General features: G+C 37.0%; 15 protein-coding genes, 8 tRNA genes and 1 riboswitch. Of the genes, 1 reads left to right on the forward strand and 22 read right to left on the reverse strand.

Translation table 11 applies throughout. The features are described from left to right. Positions 1-8: 8 nt before the first annotated feature. The 8 genes from rplB to rpsL all read right to left on the reverse strand — a co-directional run bounded on the left by rplB (position 9) and on the right by rpsL (position 6,248). Positions 9-842 carry a 50S ribosomal protein L2 gene (gene rplB, locus AC1RPN_RS05055; RefSeq protein ID WP_409022021.1) on the reverse strand — a complete coding sequence of 278 codons (834 nt, stop codon included), beginning with the start codon at positions 840-842 and terminating at the stop codon, positions 9-11. Between the two features lie 32 nt (positions 843-874). Beyond that, positions 875-1,159, reverse strand: coding sequence for a 50S ribosomal protein L23 (gene rplW, locus AC1RPN_RS05060; RefSeq protein WP_409022020.1), 285 nt, complete (start codon positions 1,157-1,159; stop codon positions 875-877). After that, the gene (rplD, locus tag AC1RPN_RS05065; protein WP_409022019.1) at positions 1,159-1,782 is read right to left on the reverse strand and encodes a 50S ribosomal protein L4; all 624 of its coding nucleotides are present in this window, start codon (positions 1,780-1,782) and stop codon (positions 1,159-1,161) included. The genes rplW and rplD overlap by 1 nt, the downstream gene beginning before the upstream one ends. A gap of 20 nt (positions 1,783-1,802) precedes the next feature. Continuing rightward, a complete protein-coding gene (gene rplC / locus AC1RPN_RS05070) occupies positions 1,803-2,435 on the reverse strand; it encodes a 50S ribosomal protein L3 (RefSeq protein ID WP_481761616.1) in 633 nt (210 codons plus the stop codon). 46 nt (positions 2,436-2,481) lie between these two features. Next, positions 2,482-2,790, reverse strand: a complete 309-nt coding sequence (gene rpsJ / locus AC1RPN_RS05075; protein ID WP_057974643.1) for a 30S ribosomal protein S10 — start codon at positions 2,788-2,790, stop codon at positions 2,482-2,484. Between the two features lie 343 nt (positions 2,791-3,133). Next, positions 3,134-5,227, reverse strand: coding sequence for an elongation factor G (gene fusA / locus AC1RPN_RS05080; protein ID WP_409022017.1), 2,094 nt, complete (start codon positions 5,225-5,227; stop codon positions 3,134-3,136). A 93-nt stretch (positions 5,228-5,320) separates the two neighbouring features. After that, positions 5,321-5,791: a 30S ribosomal protein S7 gene (rpsG, locus tag AC1RPN_RS05085; protein ID WP_057974645.1), complete on the reverse strand. Its 471-nt coding sequence runs from the start codon at positions 5,789-5,791 to the stop codon at positions 5,321-5,323. Between the two features lie 46 nt (positions 5,792-5,837). Further along, entirely contained in the window at positions 5,838-6,248 is a 411-nt protein-coding gene (gene rpsL / locus AC1RPN_RS05090) for a 30S ribosomal protein S12 (RefSeq protein WP_057974646.1), read from the reverse strand. A gap of 252 nt (positions 6,249-6,500) precedes the next feature. Here rpsL and AC1RPN_RS05095 point away from each other — a divergent pair, with 252 nt between their 5' ends. Next, positions 6,501-7,193, forward strand: coding sequence for a prepilin peptidase (locus AC1RPN_RS05095; protein ID WP_481761617.1), 693 nt, complete (start codon positions 6,501-6,503; stop codon positions 7,191-7,193). 35 nt (positions 7,194-7,228) lie between these two features. Here AC1RPN_RS05095 and AC1RPN_RS05100 read toward each other — a convergent pair whose 3' ends face one another. From AC1RPN_RS05100 to AC1RPN_RS05165, 14 genes are all read right to left on the reverse strand, one after another. Further along, a complete protein-coding gene (locus AC1RPN_RS05100) occupies positions 7,229-8,554 on the reverse strand; it encodes a nucleobase:cation symporter-2 family protein (protein ID WP_481761618.1) in 1,326 nt (441 codons plus the stop codon). Between the two features lie 65 nt (positions 8,555-8,619). Next, a riboswitch (purine riboswitch) is annotated at positions 8,620-8,717 on the reverse strand. Positions 8,718-8,860: 143 nt separating this feature from the next. Further along, on the reverse strand, positions 8,861-12,514 hold the full coding sequence (gene rpoC, locus AC1RPN_RS05105) for a DNA-directed RNA polymerase subunit beta' (protein ID WP_481761619.1): 3,654 nt from the start codon (positions 12,512-12,514) through the stop codon (positions 8,861-8,863). A 96-nt stretch (positions 12,515-12,610) separates the two neighbouring features. Further along, entirely contained in the window at positions 12,611-16,201 is a 3,591-nt protein-coding gene (gene rpoB / locus AC1RPN_RS05110; protein ID WP_481761620.1) for a DNA-directed RNA polymerase subunit beta, read from the reverse strand. 264 nt (positions 16,202-16,465) lie between these two features. After that, the gene (gene gorA, locus AC1RPN_RS05115) at positions 16,466-17,812 is read right to left on the reverse strand and encodes a glutathione-disulfide reductase (protein ID WP_481761621.1); all 1,347 of its coding nucleotides are present in this window, start codon (positions 17,810-17,812) and stop codon (positions 16,466-16,468) included. A gap of 65 nt (positions 17,813-17,877) precedes the next feature. Then, on the reverse strand, positions 17,878-20,355 hold the full coding sequence (locus AC1RPN_RS05120) for an ATP-dependent Clp protease ATP-binding subunit (RefSeq protein ID WP_481761622.1): 2,478 nt from the start codon (positions 20,353-20,355) through the stop codon (positions 17,878-17,880). Positions 20,356-20,369: 14 nt separating this feature from the next. Next, positions 20,370-20,837 carry a CtsR family transcriptional regulator gene (locus AC1RPN_RS05125; RefSeq protein WP_481761623.1) on the reverse strand — a complete coding sequence of 156 codons (468 nt, stop codon included), beginning with the start codon at positions 20,835-20,837 and terminating at the stop codon, positions 20,370-20,372. Between the two features lie 129 nt (positions 20,838-20,966). After that, positions 20,967-21,040 (reverse strand) — tRNA-Pro (locus AC1RPN_RS05130). A gap of 12 nt (positions 21,041-21,052) precedes the next feature. Then, positions 21,053-21,126: transfer RNA gene (locus AC1RPN_RS05135), tRNA-Arg, on the reverse strand. A 28-nt stretch (positions 21,127-21,154) separates the two neighbouring features. Then, positions 21,155-21,243 (reverse strand) — tRNA-Leu (locus AC1RPN_RS05140). Positions 21,244-21,254: 11 nt separating this feature from the next. Next, positions 21,255-21,326: transfer RNA gene (locus tag AC1RPN_RS05145), tRNA-Gly, on the reverse strand. A 15-nt stretch (positions 21,327-21,341) separates the two neighbouring features. Further along, positions 21,342-21,417 (reverse strand) — tRNA-Thr (locus tag AC1RPN_RS05150). A gap of 14 nt (positions 21,418-21,431) precedes the next feature. Next, positions 21,432-21,513 (reverse strand) — tRNA-Leu (locus tag AC1RPN_RS05155). An 18-nt stretch (positions 21,514-21,531) separates the two neighbouring features. After that, positions 21,532-21,604: transfer RNA gene (locus AC1RPN_RS05160), tRNA-Lys, on the reverse strand. 3 nt (positions 21,605-21,607) lie between these two features. Next, positions 21,608-21,680: transfer RNA gene (locus AC1RPN_RS05165), tRNA-Val, on the reverse strand. Positions 21,681-21,757 lie beyond the last annotated feature (77 nt).

Below are 21,757 nucleotides of genomic sequence, written 5' to 3' on the forward strand. Positions count from 1 at the left end.
CAAGTAAATTATTTCTTGTTGCGTCCACGTACGATAAATTTGTCTGATTGGTTTTTCTTTGAACGTGTTTTGTAACCCATCGTCTTTTGACCCCAAGGAGACATAGGTGATGGACGACCAATTGGAGCTTTACCTTCACCACCACCATGAGGATGATCGTTAGGATTCATAACTGATCCACGAACTGTAGGACGTTTACCAGCCCAACGAGCACGACCAGCTTTACCAATTTTGATTAATTCATGTTGTTCGTTACCAACAGCACCGATAGATGCGCGACATGTTGATAAGATCATGCGAACTTCGCCTGATGTCAAACGAACAAGGACGTATTTACCTTCTTTACCAAGTAATTGTGCAGAAGCACCGGCTGAACGAGCAAGTTGTCCACCCTTACCTGGTTTTAATTCGACATTATGAATAATTGTACCAACTGGGATATCTTGAAGAGCTAATGCGTTACCAACCTTGATATCTGCTTCTTTACCAGATTGAACCATCATGCCAACTTCTAATCCTTTAGGAGCAATGATGTATGATTTGATACCATCAGTATATTGTAATAATGCAATATTAGCTGAACGGTTTGGATCATATTCAATTGCTTTAACAGTTGCTGTTACATTGTCTTTAACACGCTTGAAATCGATCAAACGGTATTGACGTTTATGACCACCACCACGGTGACGAACAGTAATGCGACCATAGTTATTACGGCCGGCAGTTCTGCTTTTTGATTCTAGTAATGATTTTTCAGGAGTTGATTTAGTAATTTCTGAGAAATCAGAACCAGTCATATTACGACGACCGTTAGTGGTTGGTTTGAATTTTTTAATTCCCACGTTGTTTTCCTCCTAGTTTACAAAATTTTAGATTATTCTTCGAATAATTGGATTTCTTTTGAGTCGGCAGTTAAAGTAACAATTGCTTTACGGCGTTTTTTAGTATAACCAGCATAGCGACCTTGACGTTTTAACTTACCTTTAACATTCATGATATTTACTTTTACAACTTTAACGCCAAAAATATCTTCAATAGCTTTTTTGACTTCAATTTTAGTTGCACGAGTATCAACGTCGAATGTGTAAACTTTGTTAGCCATTCTATCCATTGCTGCTTCGGTGATGACTGGGCGTAAGATAATATCTCTTGATTCCATTATGAAAGAGCCTCCTCTACTTGAGAAAGAGCTGCTTGAGTCATGACTAATTTATCATTGTTGATAACGTCAAGAACGTTAACACCTTTAGCTTCTACTACTGTAACATTTTGTAAGTTACGAGCTGCTAAAGCAACGAAATCATTGCCAGGTTCAAGAACTATTAATACTTTTTTGTTGATATCTAAGTTACTTAAAACTTCTTTGAAAGTTTTTGTCTTTGGTTGTTCGAAGCTAAGTGCATCGACCATAACCACGCTGTTATCCAATACTTTTTGTGAAAGTACTGATTTAAGAGCTAAACGGCGAACTTTTTTAGGTAATTTGTAACTGTATGAACGAGGAGTAGGGCCAAATACGACACCACCACCACGCCATTGTGGGCTACGGATAGATCCTTGACGAGCACGACCTGTACCTTTTTGGCGCCATGGTTTTCTACCACCACCTGAAACTGCACTTTTGTTTTTAACTGAATGAGTTCCTTGACGTAATGATGCACGTTGCATGATTACGGCGTCAAAAATGACATTGTCGTTAGGTTCGATTCCAAAAATAGCGTCGTTTAATTCAACTTCACCATTTTTAGTACCATCTTGTTTTAATAATGCGACTGTTGGCATTTTGAAATTCCTCCTTCCTGTTATTTAGCGTCTTTTGTGACGTTTTTAATTGTAACTAATGTTTTGTTTGCGCCTGGTACGTTACCTTTAATCAAGATAACATTACTATCAACGTCAACACGAATAATTTCCAAGTTTTGGACAGTTACGCGTTTGCCACCCATGCGACCTGGTAATCTCTTACCTTTGAATACACGGTTAATAACGGCACCCATTGAACCAGGACGACGATGATAACGAGAACCATGAGTCATAGGACCTCGTGATTGTCCCCAACGTTTGATATTTCCTTGGAAACCATGTCCCTTAGACGTACCCGTAACGTTAACGATATCGCCAGCTGAGAATGTATCAACTTTAATTTCGTCACCTACGTTATATTCTCCAAGCTCAACATCGTTAATTTCACGAACGAAGCGCTTAGGAGTAGTATTTGCTTTTGCTGCATGACCTTTAGCAGGTTTGTTTGTTAATACTTCGCGCATGTCTTGGTAACCTAATTGAATTGCTTCGTAACCATCGTTTTCAATTGTTTTCAATTGTAAAACAACGTTTGGCGTAGATTCAATCACTGTAACTGGTACCAATTCACCATTTTCAGTAAAAACTTGTGTCATACCTACTTTTTTTCCTAAGATTCCTTTTGTAGTCATGAGTACACCTCCAATATGTTTGTATTTTTATTTTTGTAACTCTGTTTTATAATTTGATTTCAATATCAACGCCACTAGGTAAGTCAAGTTTCATCAATGAATCAACTGTCTTAGGTGTTGGGTTAACGATATCAATCAAACGTTTATGTGTAAGCATTTCGAATTGTTCACGTGAATCTTTATGCTTATGTGGTGAACGTAAAACTGTGTATAATGTACGTTCTGTTGGCAATGGAATTGGTCCAGAAATTGTTGCCCCTGTTCTTTTTGCAGTTTCAACAATCTTGTCAGCAGATTGGTCTAAAATACGGTGTTCGTAAGCTTTTAAGCGAATACGAATTTTTTGTTTTGCCATTTTGTTCCCTCCTTCGTCTATTTTAAAAATAAGACTAGCTCCGTGTAAGTGACCGACACACCTTGCGTGGCAAAGCTGCCGGGCGTGTCGCAATCTTTCACATCTTAGCTCATTCTATGAAACCCTATCGCAGGGCGTAATACGCCATCTGTTTTTGGGTACTTATCTATACTACTAGAGATAAAGCCTTATGGCAAGTGCTTTCTTATTTTTTTTCAAAGTTTCTCATTATATAATCATAATTAACATTTTTAAAACTTTTTTTATTTTCCAAATGTTATTTTACCACAAAAAAAGAAGCTATCAACAAGTGATAACTTCTTTTATAATTCAGACCAACTAATTAATCAGTAGCTGTTCCGTTTTTCTTCATAATTTCTTCTTGGATTGATTTTGGTACAGCTTCGTAATGATCAAATGTCATTGTGAATGTACCACGTCCTTGTGTAGAAGAACGTAAAGTAGTTGCGTAACCGAACATACCTGAAAGAGGAACCATTGCGTTAACAACTTGTGCATTTCCGCGAGCTTCCATACCTTCAACACGTCCACGACGAGCAGTTACATGTCCCATAACATCACCTAAGTAATCTTCAGGAGCGACAACTTCAACTTTCATCATTGGTTCAAGAATAACAGCACCAGCACTCTTAGCAGCTTTTCTCAATGCCATTGAGGCAGCTACCTTAAATGCTGATTCGTTAGAATCGACATCATGATATGATCCATCATATAACTTAGCTTTAACATCAATAAGTGGGTAGCCTGCAAGAACACCATTTTGCATAGCTTCTCTCAAACCTTGTTCAACTGAAGGAATATATTCACGAGGAACAACCCCACCGACGATAGCGTCTTCGAATGCGAAACCGCCACCCTCTTCATTAGGTGAGAATTCAACTGTAACATCACCATATTGACCTTTACCACCAGATTGACGAACGAATTTACCTTGTGCAGAAACAGTTTTTGTAAATGTTTCACGGTAGGCAACTTGTGGTTCACCAACAGTAGCTTCAACGTTAAATTCACGTCTCATACGATCAACGATGATATCCAAATGCAATTCACCCATCCCAGCGATTAAAGTTTCACCAGTTTCAGGGTTAGTTTCAGCCTTGAATGAAGGATCTTCTTCTGCTAGTTTTTGTAAACCGATATCCATCTTATCTTGATCAGCTTTTGTTTTTGGTTCGATAGATACTTGGATAACTGGTTCAGGGAATTCCATTGATTCAAGGATTAATGGATGTTTTTCATCCGTTAATGAATCACCAGTTGTCGTATTTTTCAAACCAATAGCAGCAGCAATATCACCAGAGAATACTTCAGGAATTTCATTACGGTGATTTGAATGCATTTGAAGGATACGACCAACACGTTCACGCGTGTCTTTAGTAGAGTTCAAGACATAAGAACCAGCTTGTAATGTACCTGAGTAAACACGGAAGAATGTTAAACGACCAACGAAGGGATCCGTTGCAATTTTAAATGCTAAAGCAGCGAAATCTTTGTCATCACCGGCTGTGATTTCAACTTCTTCATCTGTTTTAGGATCTACTGCGTTATAAGGTTTAACATCTAAAGGAGATGGTAAGAAATCATTAACAGCATCCAACATCATTTGAACACCCTTGTTTTTAAATGCTGAACCAGCAAGAACTGGGTACATTTCAAGATTTAATGTTGCTTTACGGATAGCAGCTTTGATTTCATCTTTAGTAATTTCCACACCATCAAGATATTTTTCCATAAGCTTTTCATCAACATCAGCAACGGCTTCAACTAAAGCTTCGCGACGTTTTGTAGCTTCTTCTAAATATTCTTCAGGAACGTCAATACTTTCCCATGTAGCACCTAAATCTTCGTTATCATATAAATCGGCTTTCATTTCGATTAAATCAATAACACCTTCAAAATCATCTTCAGCACCAATTGGCATTTGGATAGGAACAGCATTTACTTGAAGACGATCTTTGATTGTGCCTACTGAGTAATCAAAATTAGCACCCATTTTATCCATCTTATTGATGAAAACGATACGAGGAACTGAATATGTTGTAGCTTGACGCCAAACGTTTTCAGTTTGTGGTTCAACACCAGATTGACCATCTAAAACAACAACGGCTCCATCTAAGACACGAAGTGAACGTTCAACTTCAATAGTGAAATCCACATGTCCTGGAGTATCGATGATATTAATACGATGTTCTTTCCATTCAGCAGTTGTTGCAGCTGATGTGATTGTGATACCACGTTCTTGTTCTTGTTCCATCCAATCCATTTGTGAAGCTCCTTCATGAGTTTCACCAATTTTATGAATTTTACCAGTATAGTATAAAATACGTTCAGTAGTTGTTGTCTTACCAGCATCGATATGAGCAACAATCCCGATATTACGCGTTTTTTCTAGTGGGAATTCGCGTTTATTTGCCATTTTGTAGTATCTCCTTTCGATTCTAAAATAGATTCAAAAAAATGACTACTATATCGATTATCAAAATCATATAATAGCCATTCTTTTATAAAATTACCAGCGGTAATGTGCGAATGCTTTATTAGCGTCAGCCATTTTATGTGTATCTTCACGTTTCTTAACTGATGCACCAGTATTGTTTGCTGCATCCATGATTTCTTTAGCTAAACGTTCTGGCATAGTATGTTCCCCACGTAAACGTGCGTAACTTACTAACCAACGTAAACCTAAAGTTGAACGACGATCAGGGCGAACTTCAATTGGCACTTGGTAGTTAGAACCACCGACACGGCGAGCTTTAACTTCAAGTACAGGCATGATGTTTTTCATAGCTTCATCAAAAACTTCATTAGGTTCGTTTCCTGTTTGTTCTTTAATCATTTCGAATGCATCATACAAGATCTTTGATGCAGTACCACGACGACCATCTAACATTAAACGGTTGATTAAACGTGTTACTAATTTAGAATTGTAAATTGGATCAGGCAATACTTCTCGTTTTGGAGCTGGGCCTTTTCTTGGCATCTAAATAACCTCCTTAGATTCTATTTTTATTAGAATAACTTTATTCTTATTTAGGTCTCTTTGCGCCGTATTTTGAACGACTTTGTTTACGATCAGCAACACCGGCTGTATCAAGAGCACCACGGATAACATGGTAACGTACCCCAGGTAAATCTTTTACACGGCCACCACGAATAAGAACAACACTATGTTCTTGCAAGTTATGTCCAATACCAGGAATGTAAGCTGTAACTTCAAGTAAGTTAGATAAACGCACACGCGCATATTTACGTAAAGCAGAGTTAGGCTTTTTAGGTGTCATTGTTCCGACACGAGTAGCAACCCCACGTTTTTGTGGTGCAGGATTATCTGTTTGAACTTTTTTGTAACTGTTATACCCGAAGTTTAATGCGGGTGCACCAGATTTTGAACCTTTAGAATTACGACCTTTACGAACTAATTGATTAATTGTTGGCATCTAAAGTTTCCTCCTTCCTTATTATAGGTTAATTGTTTTTTAAGTCCACACATCCAGGTGGTTCATTTTTTAATAATAAAAAATAACGTCCTAGACGTCTGTCTTATAATGCGCTGCTGTTATACAGAATCTCAACTATGTAGATGAATTAACTGTTCACAAAAAGCACCTTACACAGAATATCACGGTATTTAATATACGTCAATGGTATTTACACTAAAAAGCGTATTTTTTAATAGGAGGATTTAAATTATGTTAATTAGTTATTTATTTTTACTAGGTGCTTGCCTAGGTTCATTCATCACCTGCATTGCCACACGCTGTGCATTGAATCAGAATCAATTCAACAAAAGATCAATCTGCGACTATTGTGGTACAAAAATACCTTGGTTTGATCTAATTCCTATCTACGCTTATCTTAGATTACACGGACACTGTCGATTCTGCAAGGGAGAATTCCCAGCCTATTCATTTATTTTTGAATGTAGTTTGGCCGCCATGTTGCCCTTATCTTTCACTCAACTATCTCTTTTTGAATTTCTATTACTTATAACGTTCTTATTTTATTTAACTTTTCTATCAGCTATGGATTTCACTAACCGACTGATTTCTGGTCGCTTAACTATCGGTGGTGGAATACTATTCATCCTGTGGCATTATCTGTTATTTGGGTTTCCAGACTCACTAATAGCAATTAGCTTATTCAGTCTGTTTCTATTTGTCTTATGTTTTCAACAAAAGCTCGGCCTTGGCGATTTTATTTTACTGATTATCATTCAACTAACATTTGGTGTTCATTTTTGTTTGATTGCCACTCTTTTTGCTTGTATCAGCTCACTTATCTACTTTTTTACTGTAAAACAGAGTCGATATCAATTTTTCCCATTTGTCCCACATATAACGTTTGGCGTTTATATTACTATTGCGTTATCTTTCTTCATATAAATAAAAAAGCTAAGCAAATTTGCTTAGCTTTTACTTTAATCTTCGATTGCGTCATTCAAATGACCATAATTGAATAGAATATTTAAGATAACAGCCGACAGACTACCGACAACAAGTCCATTACCAAAAATGGTCTGGATTGTTAAGGGTAATGCTTGGAGTAATGCTGGTTGTACTGTTACACCAAGTCCTAAGCTGACCGAAATACCGATAATTAATAAATTACTATTACTACCTTCAACTTCGCGCAACATTTTAATACCTTGTGCACCAACCATACCGAACATAACTAACATAGCACCACCTAAAACGGCTGCTGGAATGACAGTTGCTGCTGCACCAATTTTAGGAAGTAACCCTAAAGCAATTAAAAAGAACGCTGAAAAATAAACAGGTTTCTTCGTTTTAATTCCTGATAGTTGCACAATTCCAACATTTTGTGAAAATGTCGAGTATGGGAACGTATTAAAGATACCACCTAAAACAGCTGCGATACCTTCAGCACGGTACCCTTTTTTTAAATCATCTTTTCTGATTGGACGACCAACGATATCTCCCAGCGCAAAAAATACACCAGTTGATTCAATCATAGTTGTTAACGCTGCTAATATCATAGTCACAATTGATGACCATTCAAATTTAGGGGCAGCAAACATAAAAACATGGGGTAATTGAAACCAATTAGCTTGGCTAACTGGGTCTAATGTTACTTTTCCCATAAATGAGGCAACGACCACACCAACTAAAATACCAATTAAGATACCCACTTGTTGAATGAATCCGCGGCCCCAAATGTTCAAGCCTAAAATAACGGCAATGGTTACACCTGCAACTATTAAGTTAGGGATACTACCAAATGATTTGGCTGTCACATCCCCACCGCCCATGTTGGTAAAGGCAACTGGAATTAACGTTAATCCGATTAACGTAATTAATGATCCTGTCACTACTGGTGGGAAGAATTTTCTAATGTTTGCAAAGAATCCCGAAATTAGAAATATAAAAATACCAGCAGCAATAATTGATCCATACATTGTTCCTAATCCAAAATGTTTTCCTACTGCAGTCAATGGTGCAACGTATTCAATCGCGCACCCAAGTACTACAGGTAAACCAATGCCAGTAAAACGTGTGCGTTTCAATTGTAATAATGTTGCAATCCCACACATGAAAATATCCATCGAAACTAAATAAGTAATTTGTTTTGTACTAAACCCAAGTGCAGCCCCAACTAATAATGGTACCAAAATGTCGCCTGAATACATGGCTAATAAATGCTGTAATCCTAATATTGCTGCTCTAAAATTTGATAAATTAGATTCATCCAAACTACTATTTTCTAATTCCGTGCTATTCTTCATTTGATCCTCCACATTATCTTTCACACTAATAAGTCGGATTTTCTATGGATTTCATGCCTAATACATGCTTGCTTTAACTCACATATAGTCCGGAATTTACGGCTCCGGGTAGAAACTAGCATCCATATCATGACATTATATAGGTGATCAGTATTTTTTATTGTATGACAATATTAACACAGTCTATTTACCCATACAATGGTTTGCGGACGTTATTAAAATGTAAGCGTTAATTGTTCGCTAATAAAGCACAAAAAAAAGAACAACTCTTAAATTAATAAGAATTGTTCTTTTTTAGCTATGACGTTAATCGTTCACGCTAGCTTCTTCTTCTTTCATTCGTTTCTCAATATCTGAGATTGAATAAACATTAGCTGAAATTGAACCTGTTTCTTTTGGTTTAATTTGACGGTAATCTGGCATACCAGTACCGGCAGGAATAATCTTACCAATAATAACATTTTCTTTCAGACCAATTAATGGATCATTCTTACCGCGAATAGCAGCATCCGTAAGAACACGAGTTGTTTCTTGGAATGATGCAGCTGATAAGAAACTGTTTGTTTCTAGAGATGCTTTAGTGATACCAAGTAAGACAGGACGTGAAGTAGCTGGAATGCCACCTTTGATCAATGTCTTATAGTTATCTTCTTTAAGATCCATGATATCCATTAAAGTACCTGGTAATACATTTGTGTCACCGGGATCCATAACGCGAACCTTACGTAACATTTGACGAGACATAACCTCCACATGCTTATCAGAGATTTCTACCCCTTGCATACGATATACTTTTTGAACTTCACGAAGAATATAATTCTCCGTAGAAAGAACATCACGAACTTGAATTAATTGTTTAGGATCAATTGAACCAACTGTTAGTGCTTCACCACGATGAATTTTATCACCTTCGGCAACTTTAAGAACAGCAGTATAAGGTAAACTATATGTTCGTGTATCAGTTTCACCTTTAACTGTTACTTCTTTAGTACGTTCAGCAGGATTTTCTTCAATTGCTTCAATCATACCTGTTACTTCTGTAATTTCAGCACGACCTTTAGGATTACGTGCTTCGAAGATTTCTTGAACACGAGGTAACCCTTGTGTAATATCATCTCCAGCAACCCCACCAGTATGGAAAGTACGCATTGTTAATTGAGTTCCGGGTTCACCGATTGATTGAGCAGCAACAGTACCAACTGCTTCACCAACTTCAACCTGATCACCAGTAGCCATATTACGACCATAACAATGTTCACAAACCCCATGCTTAGTGTTACATGTAAATGCTGAGCGGATAGTTACTTGTTCGATTCCAGCAGCGATAATTGCTTGCGCTTTGCTTTCTTCGATCATTTCGTTTGAAGCGACAATAACTTCACCAGTTTCAGGATTTTTAACGGTCTTCATTGCATAACGACCTAAGATACGGTCATACAATGGTTCGATCATTTCATTTCCTTCTTTAATAGCTGATACATCTAAGCCACGATCAGTGAAACAATCTTTCTCACGAATAATAACATCTTGAGCAACATCAACAAGTCGACGAGTCAAGTATCCAGAATCGGCAGTCTTCAAGGCCGTATCAGTCATACCTTTACGAGCCCCATGAGTTGAAATAAACATTTCCAACACTGACAAACCTTCACGGAAGTTAGAAATAATAGGTAATTCCATTGTTTTACCATTAGGAGCTGCCATCAAACCACGCATACCAGCTAATTGAGTAAAGTTAGAAATATTACCACGGGCTCCAGAATCACTCATCATTTGAATAGGATTTTGTGTGCCCAATGCTTCCATTAGTTTTTGTTGAATATCATCTTTTGCTTGTGTCCAGATAGCAATAACACGTTCATAACGTTCATCTTCTGTAATCAAACCTCGACGGAATTGTTTTGCAACTAAAGCAACTTGTTTATGAGCTTCTTCAATAATTGCAGGTTTTTCCTTTAAGTCAGTTACATCAGAAATACCAACTGTAATACCAGCATGTGTTGATTGATCATAACCTAAGTTTTTAAGACGATCTAACATCTTAGACGTTTCAGTTACTTTAAATCGTTTATAAACTTCAGAAATGATATCACTCAAGAATCCTTTTTTGAAAGGTAAAATAATTTCTTGTGCTTTAATAACATCACCAATATTTTGACCAGGTTCAACAAAATATTTGTCGGCTGTTTTATTAATTAAGTTATCATTCTTAGGTTCATTAATGTAGGCAAATTCATTAGGTAAAATTTCATTAAAGATTGCTTTACCAACAGTTGTTATCATAATGCGTTCTTTTTGCCAATCTGTAAATGGTTTACCTTCAGCAGCTAATGTTGCTGTTTGTAATCCAATACGAGTGTGCAAATGAACGTAACCATTACGGTAAGCCATTACAGCTTCGTTAGCATCTTTAAAGATCATACCTTCGCCTTCGCGGCCAGCTTCTTCCATTGTAAGGTAGTAGTTACCTAAAACCATATCTTGAGAAGGTGTTACAACTGGTTTACCATCTTTAGGTGCCAAGATATGATGAGCAGCTAACATAAGCAAACGAGCTTCTGCTTGTGCTTCATCAGATAAAGGTACATGGATAGCCATTTGATCTCCATCAAAATCAGCATTGTAAGCTTCACAAGCTAAGGGATGAAGACGAATTGCTTTACCATCAACTAAAATTGGTTCGAAAGCTTGAATACCAAGACGATGAAGTGTTGGTGCGCGGTTAAGGAGAACTGGATGTTCAACAATAACTTCTTCTAAAACATCCCAGATATCTTCATCGCGACGATCAAGTTTACGTTTAGCATTTTTAATATTTGAAGCCATTTCACGTTTAACAAGTTCTTTCATCATAAATGGTTTGAATAATTCCAAAGCCATTTCACGAGGAATACCACATTGATTCATTTGTAACGTTGGTCCAACAGCAATAACTGAACGGCCTGAATAATCAACACGTTTTCCAAGTAAATTTTGACGGAAACGTCCTTGTTTACCTTTCAACATATGTGAAAGAGATTTCAATGGTCGGTTACCAGGTCCAGTAACTGGACGGCCACGACGACCATTATCAATCAATGCATCAACAGCTTCTTGTAACATACGTTTTTCATTTTGAACAATAATACCAGGAGCGTTCAAATCTAATAAACGTTTTAGTCGGTTATTTCGGTTAATAACCCGTCTGTATAAATCATTCAAATCAGAAGTGGCAAAACGGCCACCTTCTAATTGAACCATTGGACGTAAGTCAGGTGGAATAATAGGAACAGCATCCATAACCATCCATGCAGGTTCATTTTCAGAAAGTAAGAATGCTTCTAAAATGTCCAAACGACGAACAGCACGTGTTCTCTTTTGGCCAGTAGCATCTTTCAATTCTTCTTTTAATTCTTCAGATTCACCAGCAAGATTAACATCACGTAATAAATGACGAATAGCGTCAGCACCCATTCCAGCTTCGAATTCAGTCCCGTATTCTTCACGTTTTTCACGATATTCACGTTCTGTTAATAACTGTTTCTTTTCAAGAGGTGTGTTACCAGGTTCAGTAACAACGTAAGAAGCAAAGTAGATAACTTCTTCCAAAGCACGAGGACTCATGTCTAAGACAAGACCCATACGACTTGGAATTCCTTTAAAGTACCAGATATGTGTAACTGGTGCAGCTAATTCAATATGACCCATACGTTCGCGACGTACTTTAGAACGAGTAACTTCAACACCACAACGATCACAGACGATACCTTTATAGCGAATACGTTTGTATTTACCACAGGCACATTCCCAATCTTTTGTTGGTCCAAAAATACGTTCATCGAATAGTCCGTCTTTTTCAGGTTTTAATGTACGATAATTGATTGTTTCGGGCTTTTTAACTTCACCATATGACCAGCTTCTAATCTTATCAGAAGATGCTAAGCCAATTTGCATGCTATCAAATTTATTGACATCGATCAAAGGACCGACCTCCCTTTAGTTTTATAGTGTGTTGGATTTCTCAAACTAAGCATTAGCTTCATCCACACAAATTTGAGTTCAGTAACTAAGCCAAAATTATTCTTTGTTCATTTCAGCAGCCATTTTTTCGGCTTCTTCTTTAGCTTTTTTCTCTTTTTGTTCATTAGCTAATTTGCTTAACGCATCCACATTAACGATATCATCATCGTCATCATCCATGTCACGTAATTCAATTTCAGTCTTTTTAGCATCAAGTACTTTCATATCTAATCCTAATGACTGTAATTCTTTAACAAGAACACGGAATGATTCAGGAACACCTGGTTTAGGAATTGGTTCGCCTTTGACAATTGCTTCGTATGTTTTCACACGACCCACAACATCATCAGATTTATACGTTAAAATTTCTTGTAACGTGTAAGCAGCACCATAAGCCTCAAGTGCCCAAACTTCCATTTCACCAAAACGTTGTCCACCAAATTGTGCTTTACCACCTAATGGTTGTTGCGTTACTAATGAGTATGGTCCTATTGAACGAGCATGGATTTTATCATCAACCATGTGAGCAAGTTTCATATAGTACATAACACCTACAGAAACACGGTTATCAAATGCATCACCTGTACGTCCATCATATAAGATTGTCTTACCATCATCTGAAATTCCAGCTTCTTTAAAGACATTCCAGATATCTGAATCGCGAGCACCATCAAAAACTGGTGTTGCAACATGGATACCTAATTTACGAGCAGCCATACCTAAATGAAGATCTAAAACTTGTCCAATATTCATACGAGAAGGAACACCCATGGGATTCAAAAGAATATCAACTGGTGTACCATCTGGCATGTAAGGCATATCTTCAGAAGGGACAACGATTGAAACAACCCCTTTGTTACCATGACGTCCAGCCATCTTATCACCCACACGTAACTTACGTTTTTGTGCAATGTAGATACGAACCATCATATTAACACCAGGACTTAATTCATCCCCTGCTTCACGAGTAAAGATTTTAACATCTTGAACAATACCGCCACCACCATGAGGAACTTTCAATGAAGTATCGCGTACTTCACGAGCCTTTTCTCCAAAGATAGCATGTAATAAACGTTCTTCAGCAGATAATTCAGTAACCCCTTTAGGTGTTACTTTACCAACTAAGATATCACCATCATTAACTTCAGCACCAATACGGACGATACCAAATTCATCAAGATCTTTTAATGAATCTTCACCAACATTAGGAATTTCACGAGTAATTTCTTCAGGTCCTAATTTTGTATCACGTGCTTCTGATTCAAATTCTTCAATATGAATTGATGTGTAGACATCATCACGAACAAGACGTTCGTTAATGATAACAGCATCTTCAAAGTTATAACCATTCCAAGTCATAAAGGCAACTAATGGGTTTTGGCCTAAAGCTAATTCCCCATTTTCCATTGAAGGACCATCAGCTAAAATTTCATCAGCATCAACATGATCGTTTACACGAACAATTGGACGTTGATTGTAGTTTTTACCACCATTTGAACGATGGAATTTCATTAATTTGTATTTATCTAAAGCGCCATCTTCACGACGAACACGAATTTCACGTGCATCAACGTATTCAACAGTACCTTCGTTTTTGTTAATTAAAGCGACACCAGAATCATGAGCTGCCTTATATTCAATACCTGTACCAACAAGTGGTGAATGAGGATTGATTAAAGGAACAGCTTGACGTTGCATATTGGCACCCATCAAGGCACGGTTAGAATCATCATTTTCCAAGAAAGGAATACATGCTGTAGCAACAGCCACAACTTGTTTAGGTGAAACATCCATGTAATCGACTTTATCAATACCGATTTCGATATTTTCTGAACGATTACGAGCCATAACGAGTTCATTTACAAATGAATCATCTTCATTTAATGGTGAGTTAGCCTGTGCAATAACATAGTTATCTTCTTCATCAGCAGTCAAGTAATCGATTTTATCAGTTACTTGATGTGATTCCCAGCTCACACGACGATAAGGTGTTTCAATAAAACCATATCGGTTAACACGTGCATAACTTGATAAACTATTAATCAAACCAATGTTAGGTCCTTCAGGCGTTTCAATTGGACACATACGACCGTAATGCGTGTAATGAACATCACGAACTTCATATCCAGCACGATCACGAGTCAAACCACCAGGTCCTAAGGCAGAAAGACGACGTTTATGTGTCAATTCACCAAGTGGATTAGTTTGATCCATGAATTGTGATAATTGAGATGAACCAAAGAATTCTTTAATAGAAGCCACAACAGGACGAATGTTAATCAATTGTTGTGGTGTAACAGTTGTTGTATCTTGAATTGACATACGTTCACGTACAACACGTTCCATACGTGATAAACCAATTCTAAATTGATTTTGTAGTAATTCACCAACTGAACGAATACGACGGTTACCTAAATGATCAATATCATCCACAGAACCAATATTTTCTTTTAAATTAAAGAAATAGTTCATTGAAGCAATAATATCAGCAGGTACAATATGTTTGTATTGTAAGTCAATATTGCCATTACCAATCATTGGCATCTCACGTTCTGGGTCTACTTGAGAATAAACCTTAACGATTTGAAGTACCATAGGTTCAGTAACAACACCATCTTCTGATGGGTGGTATGTGACCGTCTTGAAATCTTGACGATCAAGATATGGTGCTAAAGTTTCCATAACTTGTTTATCAATTACGGTATCTTTTTGTGCAAGTACTTCACCAGTATCTGGATCAGCCAATGTTTCAGCTAATGTTTGGTTCAATAAACGTGTTTTCAAGCTTAATTTTTTATTAATTTTGTAACGACCAACTGGAGCTAAGTCGTAACGTTTTGGATCAAAGAAACGAGCTGTCAATAAACTACGTGAGCTATCAGCTGTTTTAGGTTCGCCGGGACGTAGACGTTCATAAACATCTTTTAAAGATTCTTCAACACGTGAATCATCCGTATTTTTATGAACATCTTTTTCAAGTGTTAGCATTAAGCTATCATTGTTACCCAACATTTCAATAATTTCATCATCAGAACCAAATCCTAAAGCGCGGACCAATTCAGTTAATGGAATTTTACGTGTACGATCAATACGTACATATGAAATATTTTTAGCATCTGATTCATATTCTAACCATGCACCACGGTTAGGAATAACAGTTGTGCCATATGTTTCACGGCCATTTTTATCTAATGAACCATTGTAGTAAACCCCTGGTGAACGAACTAATTGAGAAACAATAACTCGTTCAGCACCATTAATGATAAATGTTCCTTGTTCTGTCATTAATGGGAAATCACCAAAGAAAACATCTTGAGATTTAATTTCGCCAGTTTCATGGTTAGTTAAACGTAATGTAACATGTAATGGAGCCGAATAGTTCGCATCATGTGCGCGTGCTTCATCTACAGTGTATTTAGGTTCTAATAATTGGTAATCAACAAATTCTAATGATAAGTTACCAGCAAAATCGTCAATTGGCATGATGTCTTCAAACATTTCACGAAGACCTTCATCCAAGAACCATTGGTAAGAGTCACTTTGAATTTCGATTAAATTAGGTAAATCTAAAACTTCTTTGATACGTGCGTAACTTCTACGTGTACTGTGTTTACCGTAGTTTACTAAATGTCCAGCCAAATTAGTCACCTCTCAAATTTATTCTGTAAACCTGCCAAAGTCCGATGATTTTATATTACAGTTTGATTACAAATTGCATACTAGACGAAAAAATCGGTTTTTTTGGCAAAAGAAAAAACAAAAACAGTTTATTTATTTTTAAATAATCACCATTTTTGTCTCTCTATAAGGCTTCTTACGGACAATAGATCGTAATCAGCTATAAAAATTCACAGTATTATACATTTAATTATCATATACGCTATTGAATCGGATGTCAACAGTTCGTGCTCATTAAGTCATCGTCACAAATTCTTCAGCACTCGTTGGGTGAATAGCAACTGTATCATCGAAATCTTTTTTAGTTGCGCCCATTTTAATTGCTACTGCAAATCCTTGTAGCATTTCGTCCATGCCTTCTCCAACACCATGTAATCCAACAATTCGTTCATCTTTACCAACCGTAATTAACTTCAGGTTTTCCTTCACCTTACTATCACCTAAACTATAACGCATTGGTGTAAATGATGATCGATAAATTTTTAGATTTTCTTGACCATATTCTAAAGTTGCTTCAGCTTCAGTTAAACCAATCGTTCCAGCAACTGGATGTGAGAATACCACTGTGGGTACCAATTTATAATCTAAATGTTCCGTAGGTTTATTATTAAACACACGCTCCATTAATCTTCGGCTAGCTGCAATTGCAACAGGTGTTAAGTCAAGTTTACCAATAACATCCCCAGTCGCATAAATACCAGCAACTGATGTATTTTGATACTCGTCGACCACAATAGTACCATTATCATTTAATTTAATATTTGTGGCAGAAATATTCATTTTATCGGTAACTGGTCGGCGGCCAACCGCCCAAATAACACAATCTACGACCAATGAGTCATCATTGGTAATAACTTCATATTTACCATCACTTCGCCGTTTCAACTCTGTCACCTTTGAGTTAAAACTAATATCAATTCCATTTTCTATATACGTTTCTGTTACATTTGTTGAAATTAATTCATCAAAATTAGGTAACAACGTGTCGTATTTTGCATACATGTGAACTTTTGACCCTAGTGCATTCAACGTTCCAGCAAGTTCAGTACCAATATAACCGTTTCCGATAACCGCAACTTTAGCAGGTAATTCTTTCAAATCATCAAAGAATTGATTAGATTCAATCCCATACGTTGCGCCAGGAATGTCGGGTATATTGGGTGTTCCACCAGTTGCAATTAGTATGTGCTCTGAGACATATTTTGAGCCATTAACTTCAACTGTTTGATTATCAATAAATTTTGCATAGCCTTTAATGACTTGTACCTGATTTTTATCTAAATTTCTGAAATATGCGCCATGTAATCGTTCAATATATGCAGAACGGTTAGCAACTAATTTTTCAAAATCAAGTTGCGGCTGTTGTTTAGTAAACCCATAATCAGTAGCTAAATCAAAATCTTGTGCTAACGCTGCTGCAGACCACATAATCTTTTTAGGTACACATCCAACGTTGACACAAGTTCCACCAATTTCATTTCCTTCTATTAAAATTACTTTTTTTCCAAAAGAACCAGCTCGATTTGCTGCTGCAATTCCAGCAGAGCCTCCACCAATTACAATAAGATCTATTTTTTCCATAGATAACACTCCTTTTCTAGTGATAAAAAAGGTGCAACTACATGAATAGTTACACCTTTTTAAGTTTACTTCACTGCTACTTTAGTTTTTGATTCTTTAATCGTTACTTTGATAACACCTTTTACAGCACCAATTGTAATATTATCATTATCTTTTATTTGACCAGAAAGAAGAATATCACTTAGACGGTCCTCAACTTCTGTTTGTAATGCACGACGAATGGGTCTAGCACCATATTCTGGATCAAACCCTGCCTTAGCAATCACATCAATTGCTGCAGGTGATATTTTAACCTTAATATCTTGTTCCTTCAACCTATCAATAACTTCTTTAGTCATCAATTTCACAATCTCATGTAATTCAACTTTAGTTAATGAATGGAATATAATTGATTCATCAATTCGGTTTAAAAATTCTGGACGAAAGGCTTTTTTAAGAGCCGCGCGAATTTTTCCAGACATTGCCTTATATTCATCTTTTTCAGATTCTACACCAAATCCAACAAACTTCTCATCACGAACGGCAGTTGCACCTAAGTTAGATGTCATAATGATAATTGTATTTCTAAAATCAATACGACGTCCTTTAGAATCTGTTAAGTATCCATCATCTAACACTTGAAGTAAAATATTAAAAACATCAGGATGCGCTTTTTCAACTTCATCCAAGAGAACAACAGAATATGGTGTCTGACGAACTTTTTCAGTCAATTGTCCACCTTCATCATATCCAACGTAACCTGGTGGCGATCCAATCAAGCGACTTGTACTATATTTTTCCATATATTCCGACATATCCACTCGAATCATTGCTTCTTCAGAGCCAAACATAGCTTCAGCAAGTGCCTTAGCTAATTCAGTTTTACCAACACCCGTTGGCCCAAGGAACATGAATGAACCAATTGGTCTTGCTGGATTTTTCAATCCGCTTCTAGCACGTCGAATAGCCTTTGCAATTGAGCTAACTGCCTCATTTTGACCAATAACACGTTTATGCAAAATGTCTTCAAGATGAATTAAGCGATCACTTTCACTTTTATTCAATTGTTGTACTGGAACACCTGTCCAATCAGAAACAATTCCTGCAATTTCTTCGCTAGTTACCTTTATATCATAATGTTCTGCACTAGACTTAACGGCAGCATTTTTTTCGGCTTCTAAATCTTCAACCTGCTTTTTAACACGCATTTCTTTTGTACGAATACCCGCAGCTAATTCAAAATCTTGCTGACTAACTGCATCATCTTTTTGTTGACGCAATTCGTCAAGTTGATCTTGTTTTTTACTTAATTTTGATTTAGTCCTTGGGCGCTCAATACGAACCTGAGCAGCGGCTTCATCCATTAAATCAATCGCCTTATCAGGTAGGAATCGATCAGTAATATATCGATTACCCATTTCTACTGCTGCTTCAATTGCATCATCGGTAATTTGCACGCGATGATGTGCCTCATATTTAGGTCGGAGTCCCTTTAAAATATCAACAGTCTGTGCTTCTGTTGGTTCTTTGATTGTGATTGTCGCAAAACGTCGTTCCAAAGCAGCATCAGATTCAATGTATTTTTGATACTCATCTAATGTCGTTGCACCAATAACTTGAACTTCACCACGAGCCAATGCAGGTTTTAATATATTAGATGCATCTATTGCACCTTCTGCACCCCCTGCACCAATTAACGTGTGTAATTCATCAATAAATAAAATAACATCTTTAGTCGTGTATACTTCTTTCAATATTTTCTTTAACCGATCTTCAAATTCACCACGATATTTTGTTCCCGCAACTAATGATCCCATATCAAGCATCATTAATCGTTTTCCAATCATGTCTTCAGGAACGTTTCCGTCAACTAATCGTTGAGCAAACCCCTCAGCGATTGCAGTCTTACCAACACCAGGTTCACCAATTAACACTGGATTATTCTTAGTTCGACGACTCAATACTTGAGTTAATCTTTTCACTTCAGAATCTCGACCAATTACAGGGTCAATCTGCTTATCACGAGCCATTTTAGTCAAATCACGTGCTAATTCATCTAATGTAGGTGTTCCCTCTTCTGGAGTTTGTTTACCACGATTCTTTTGTCTCATCTGAACTTCACTGACACCAAGTTGACGGAAAATCATTTTACGTACCTGCTTAACATCAGCACTTAATCCGCCCATAATTCTTGATGATAATATTTCATTATTACTTGTTAGCGCTAGTAAAAGATGCTCTGTACCCACCTTACTTGCATTTAAATTTTTAGCTTCATCGTTAGCAATTGATAAAATCATTTTTGCTTTTGGTGAGTAAGGTAAATAATTATCATTTTTATTTAATCTCAATGATCCATAACCAGTGAATCTTTCGATTTCTTCCATTATATCTTCTGGATCAACATTAAATTGTTTCAATACTTTATCTGCAATACCATTTTGTACTTCAGACAAAGCCAAAAGTAAATGTTCAGTACCAACGGCTTGTTGACGATAGTGTTTAGCAGCTTCCTGTGCTCGAATAAGAACTTCTTTTGCACTCGGCGTAAATAAATTATCCATATTATTACCTCTTTCTACTCTTCATATCGTAAGCGATTAATTAAATTAATCAACATTTTAGCGCGTATCATATTTTCTGATTCTGTATCCATACCAAGAAAAACATCTTTCTTTATTATAGCTAAAACTAAATTTGATTCTTTTTTTGTCAATGTCTTCTCATCATATAAACTTTGAATAATATCGTAACCTTCTTGTTGGGATACGTTTGTACCAATTAAATTTTCTATTGTTTGAATAAATTCTTGATCTACAAAAAGATTTACCTTTTCTATCCTAATATATCCACCGCCACCACGTTTACTCTCTACTACATATCCATTTTGAATAGTAAATCGCGTGTTAATAACATAATTTATTTGCGATGGTACACAATTAAATAATTCAGCAACTTCAGAACGTTTAATGACTATTTCTTTTTCGTCTAAAAGAATTTTCTTAAAATACTTCTCAATCACATCAGAAATATTCTGACCCTGCATATTCATCACCTCAAATAGTTTGACTAATGTTGACTTTCATTATACGAAATATAAATTAAAATTGAAAGTTATTTGTCCTAAACAAAAAAAGGAATTTAAACATAAAGTTTAAATTCCTTTTTCAATTAATCGGGAAAACAGGATTCGAACCTGCGACCCCCTGGTCCCAAACCAGGTGCTCTACCAAGCTGAGCTATTTCCCGAACACAAAAAAATGCACCCAGTAGGAGTCGAACCTACAACCTTCTGATTCGTAGTCAGACACTCTATCCAGTTGCGCTATGGGTGCATTAAAAATATAAAATTAAAACAATAAATGGTGCCGAGGACCGGAATCGAACCGGTACGGTGATCACTCACCGCAGGATTTTAAGTCCTGTGCGTCTGCCAGTTCCGCCACCCCGGCATTTATTGAAAAGCGGAAGACGGGATTCGAACCCGCGACCCCCACCTTGGCAAGGTGATGCTCTACCACTGAGCTACTTCCGCAAAAAAATTAAAAAATGGTGCCGACTAGACGATTCGAACGCCCGACCCCCTGATTACAAATCAGGTGCTCTACCAACTGAGCTAAGTCGGCATAACTGAAAATGATGCGGGTGAAGGGACTTGAACCCCCACGTCTTACGACGCTAGATCCTAAATCTAGTGCGTCTGCCAATTCCGCCACACCCGCAGAATGTGGAATTGAAAATGAGCCGTGACAGGCTCGAACTGTCGACCCTCTGATTAAAAGTCAGATGCTCTACCAACTGAGCTAACGGCTCAAATGGAGGTTACAGGGCTTGAACCTGTGACCCTCTGCTTGTAAGGCAGACGCTCTCCCAACTGAGCTAAACCTCCAAATAATAAAAAAAGCATGGCAACGTCCTACCCTCGCAGGGGGCGACCCCCAACTACTCTTGGCGCTAAGAAGCTTA

Source organism: Dellaglioa sp. CoH-57-MRSF-20 (assembly GCF_056781955.1).

Bases quoted from the DNA above. Each gene is read 5' to 3' on its own strand.
- rplW (WP_409022020.1), bottom strand. From the start codon at position 1,159: ATGGAATCAAGAGATATTATCTTACGCCCAGTCATCACCGAAGCAGCA.
- rplD (WP_409022019.1), bottom strand. From the start codon at position 1,782: ATGCCAACAGTCGCATTATTAAAACAAGATGGTACTAAAAATGGTGAA.
- rplC (WP_481761616.1), bottom strand. From the start codon at position 2,435: ATGACTACAAAAGGAATCTTAGGAAAAAAAGTAGGTATGACACAAGTT.
- rpsJ (WP_057974643.1), bottom strand. From the start codon at position 2,790: ATGGCAAAACAAAAAATTCGTATTCGCTTAAAAGCTTACGAACACCGT.
- fusA (WP_409022017.1), bottom strand. From the start codon at position 5,227: ATGGCAAATAAACGCGAATTCCCACTAGAAAAAACGCGTAATATCGGG.
- rpsG (WP_057974645.1), bottom strand. From the start codon at position 5,791: ATGCCAAGAAAAGGCCCAGCTCCAAAACGAGAAGTATTGCCTGATCCA.
- rpsL (WP_057974646.1), bottom strand. From the start codon at position 6,248: ATGCCAACAATTAATCAATTAGTTCGTAAAGGTCGTAATTCTAAAGGT.
- AC1RPN_RS05095 (WP_481761617.1), top strand. From the start codon at position 6,501: ATGTTAATTAGTTATTTATTTTTACTAGGTGCTTGCCTAGGTTCATTC.
- AC1RPN_RS05100 (WP_481761618.1), bottom strand. From the start codon at position 8,554: ATGAAGAATAGCACGGAATTAGAAAATAGTAGTTTGGATGAATCTAAT.
- gorA (WP_481761621.1), bottom strand. From the start codon at position 17,812: ATGGAAAAAATAGATCTTATTGTAATTGGTGGAGGCTCTGCTGGAATT.
- AC1RPN_RS05120 (WP_481761622.1), bottom strand. From the start codon at position 20,355: ATGGATAATTTATTTACGCCGAGTGCAAAAGAAGTTCTTATTCGAGCA.
- AC1RPN_RS05125 (WP_481761623.1), bottom strand. From the start codon at position 20,837: ATGCAGGGTCAGAATATTTCTGATGTGATTGAGAAGTATTTTAAGAAA.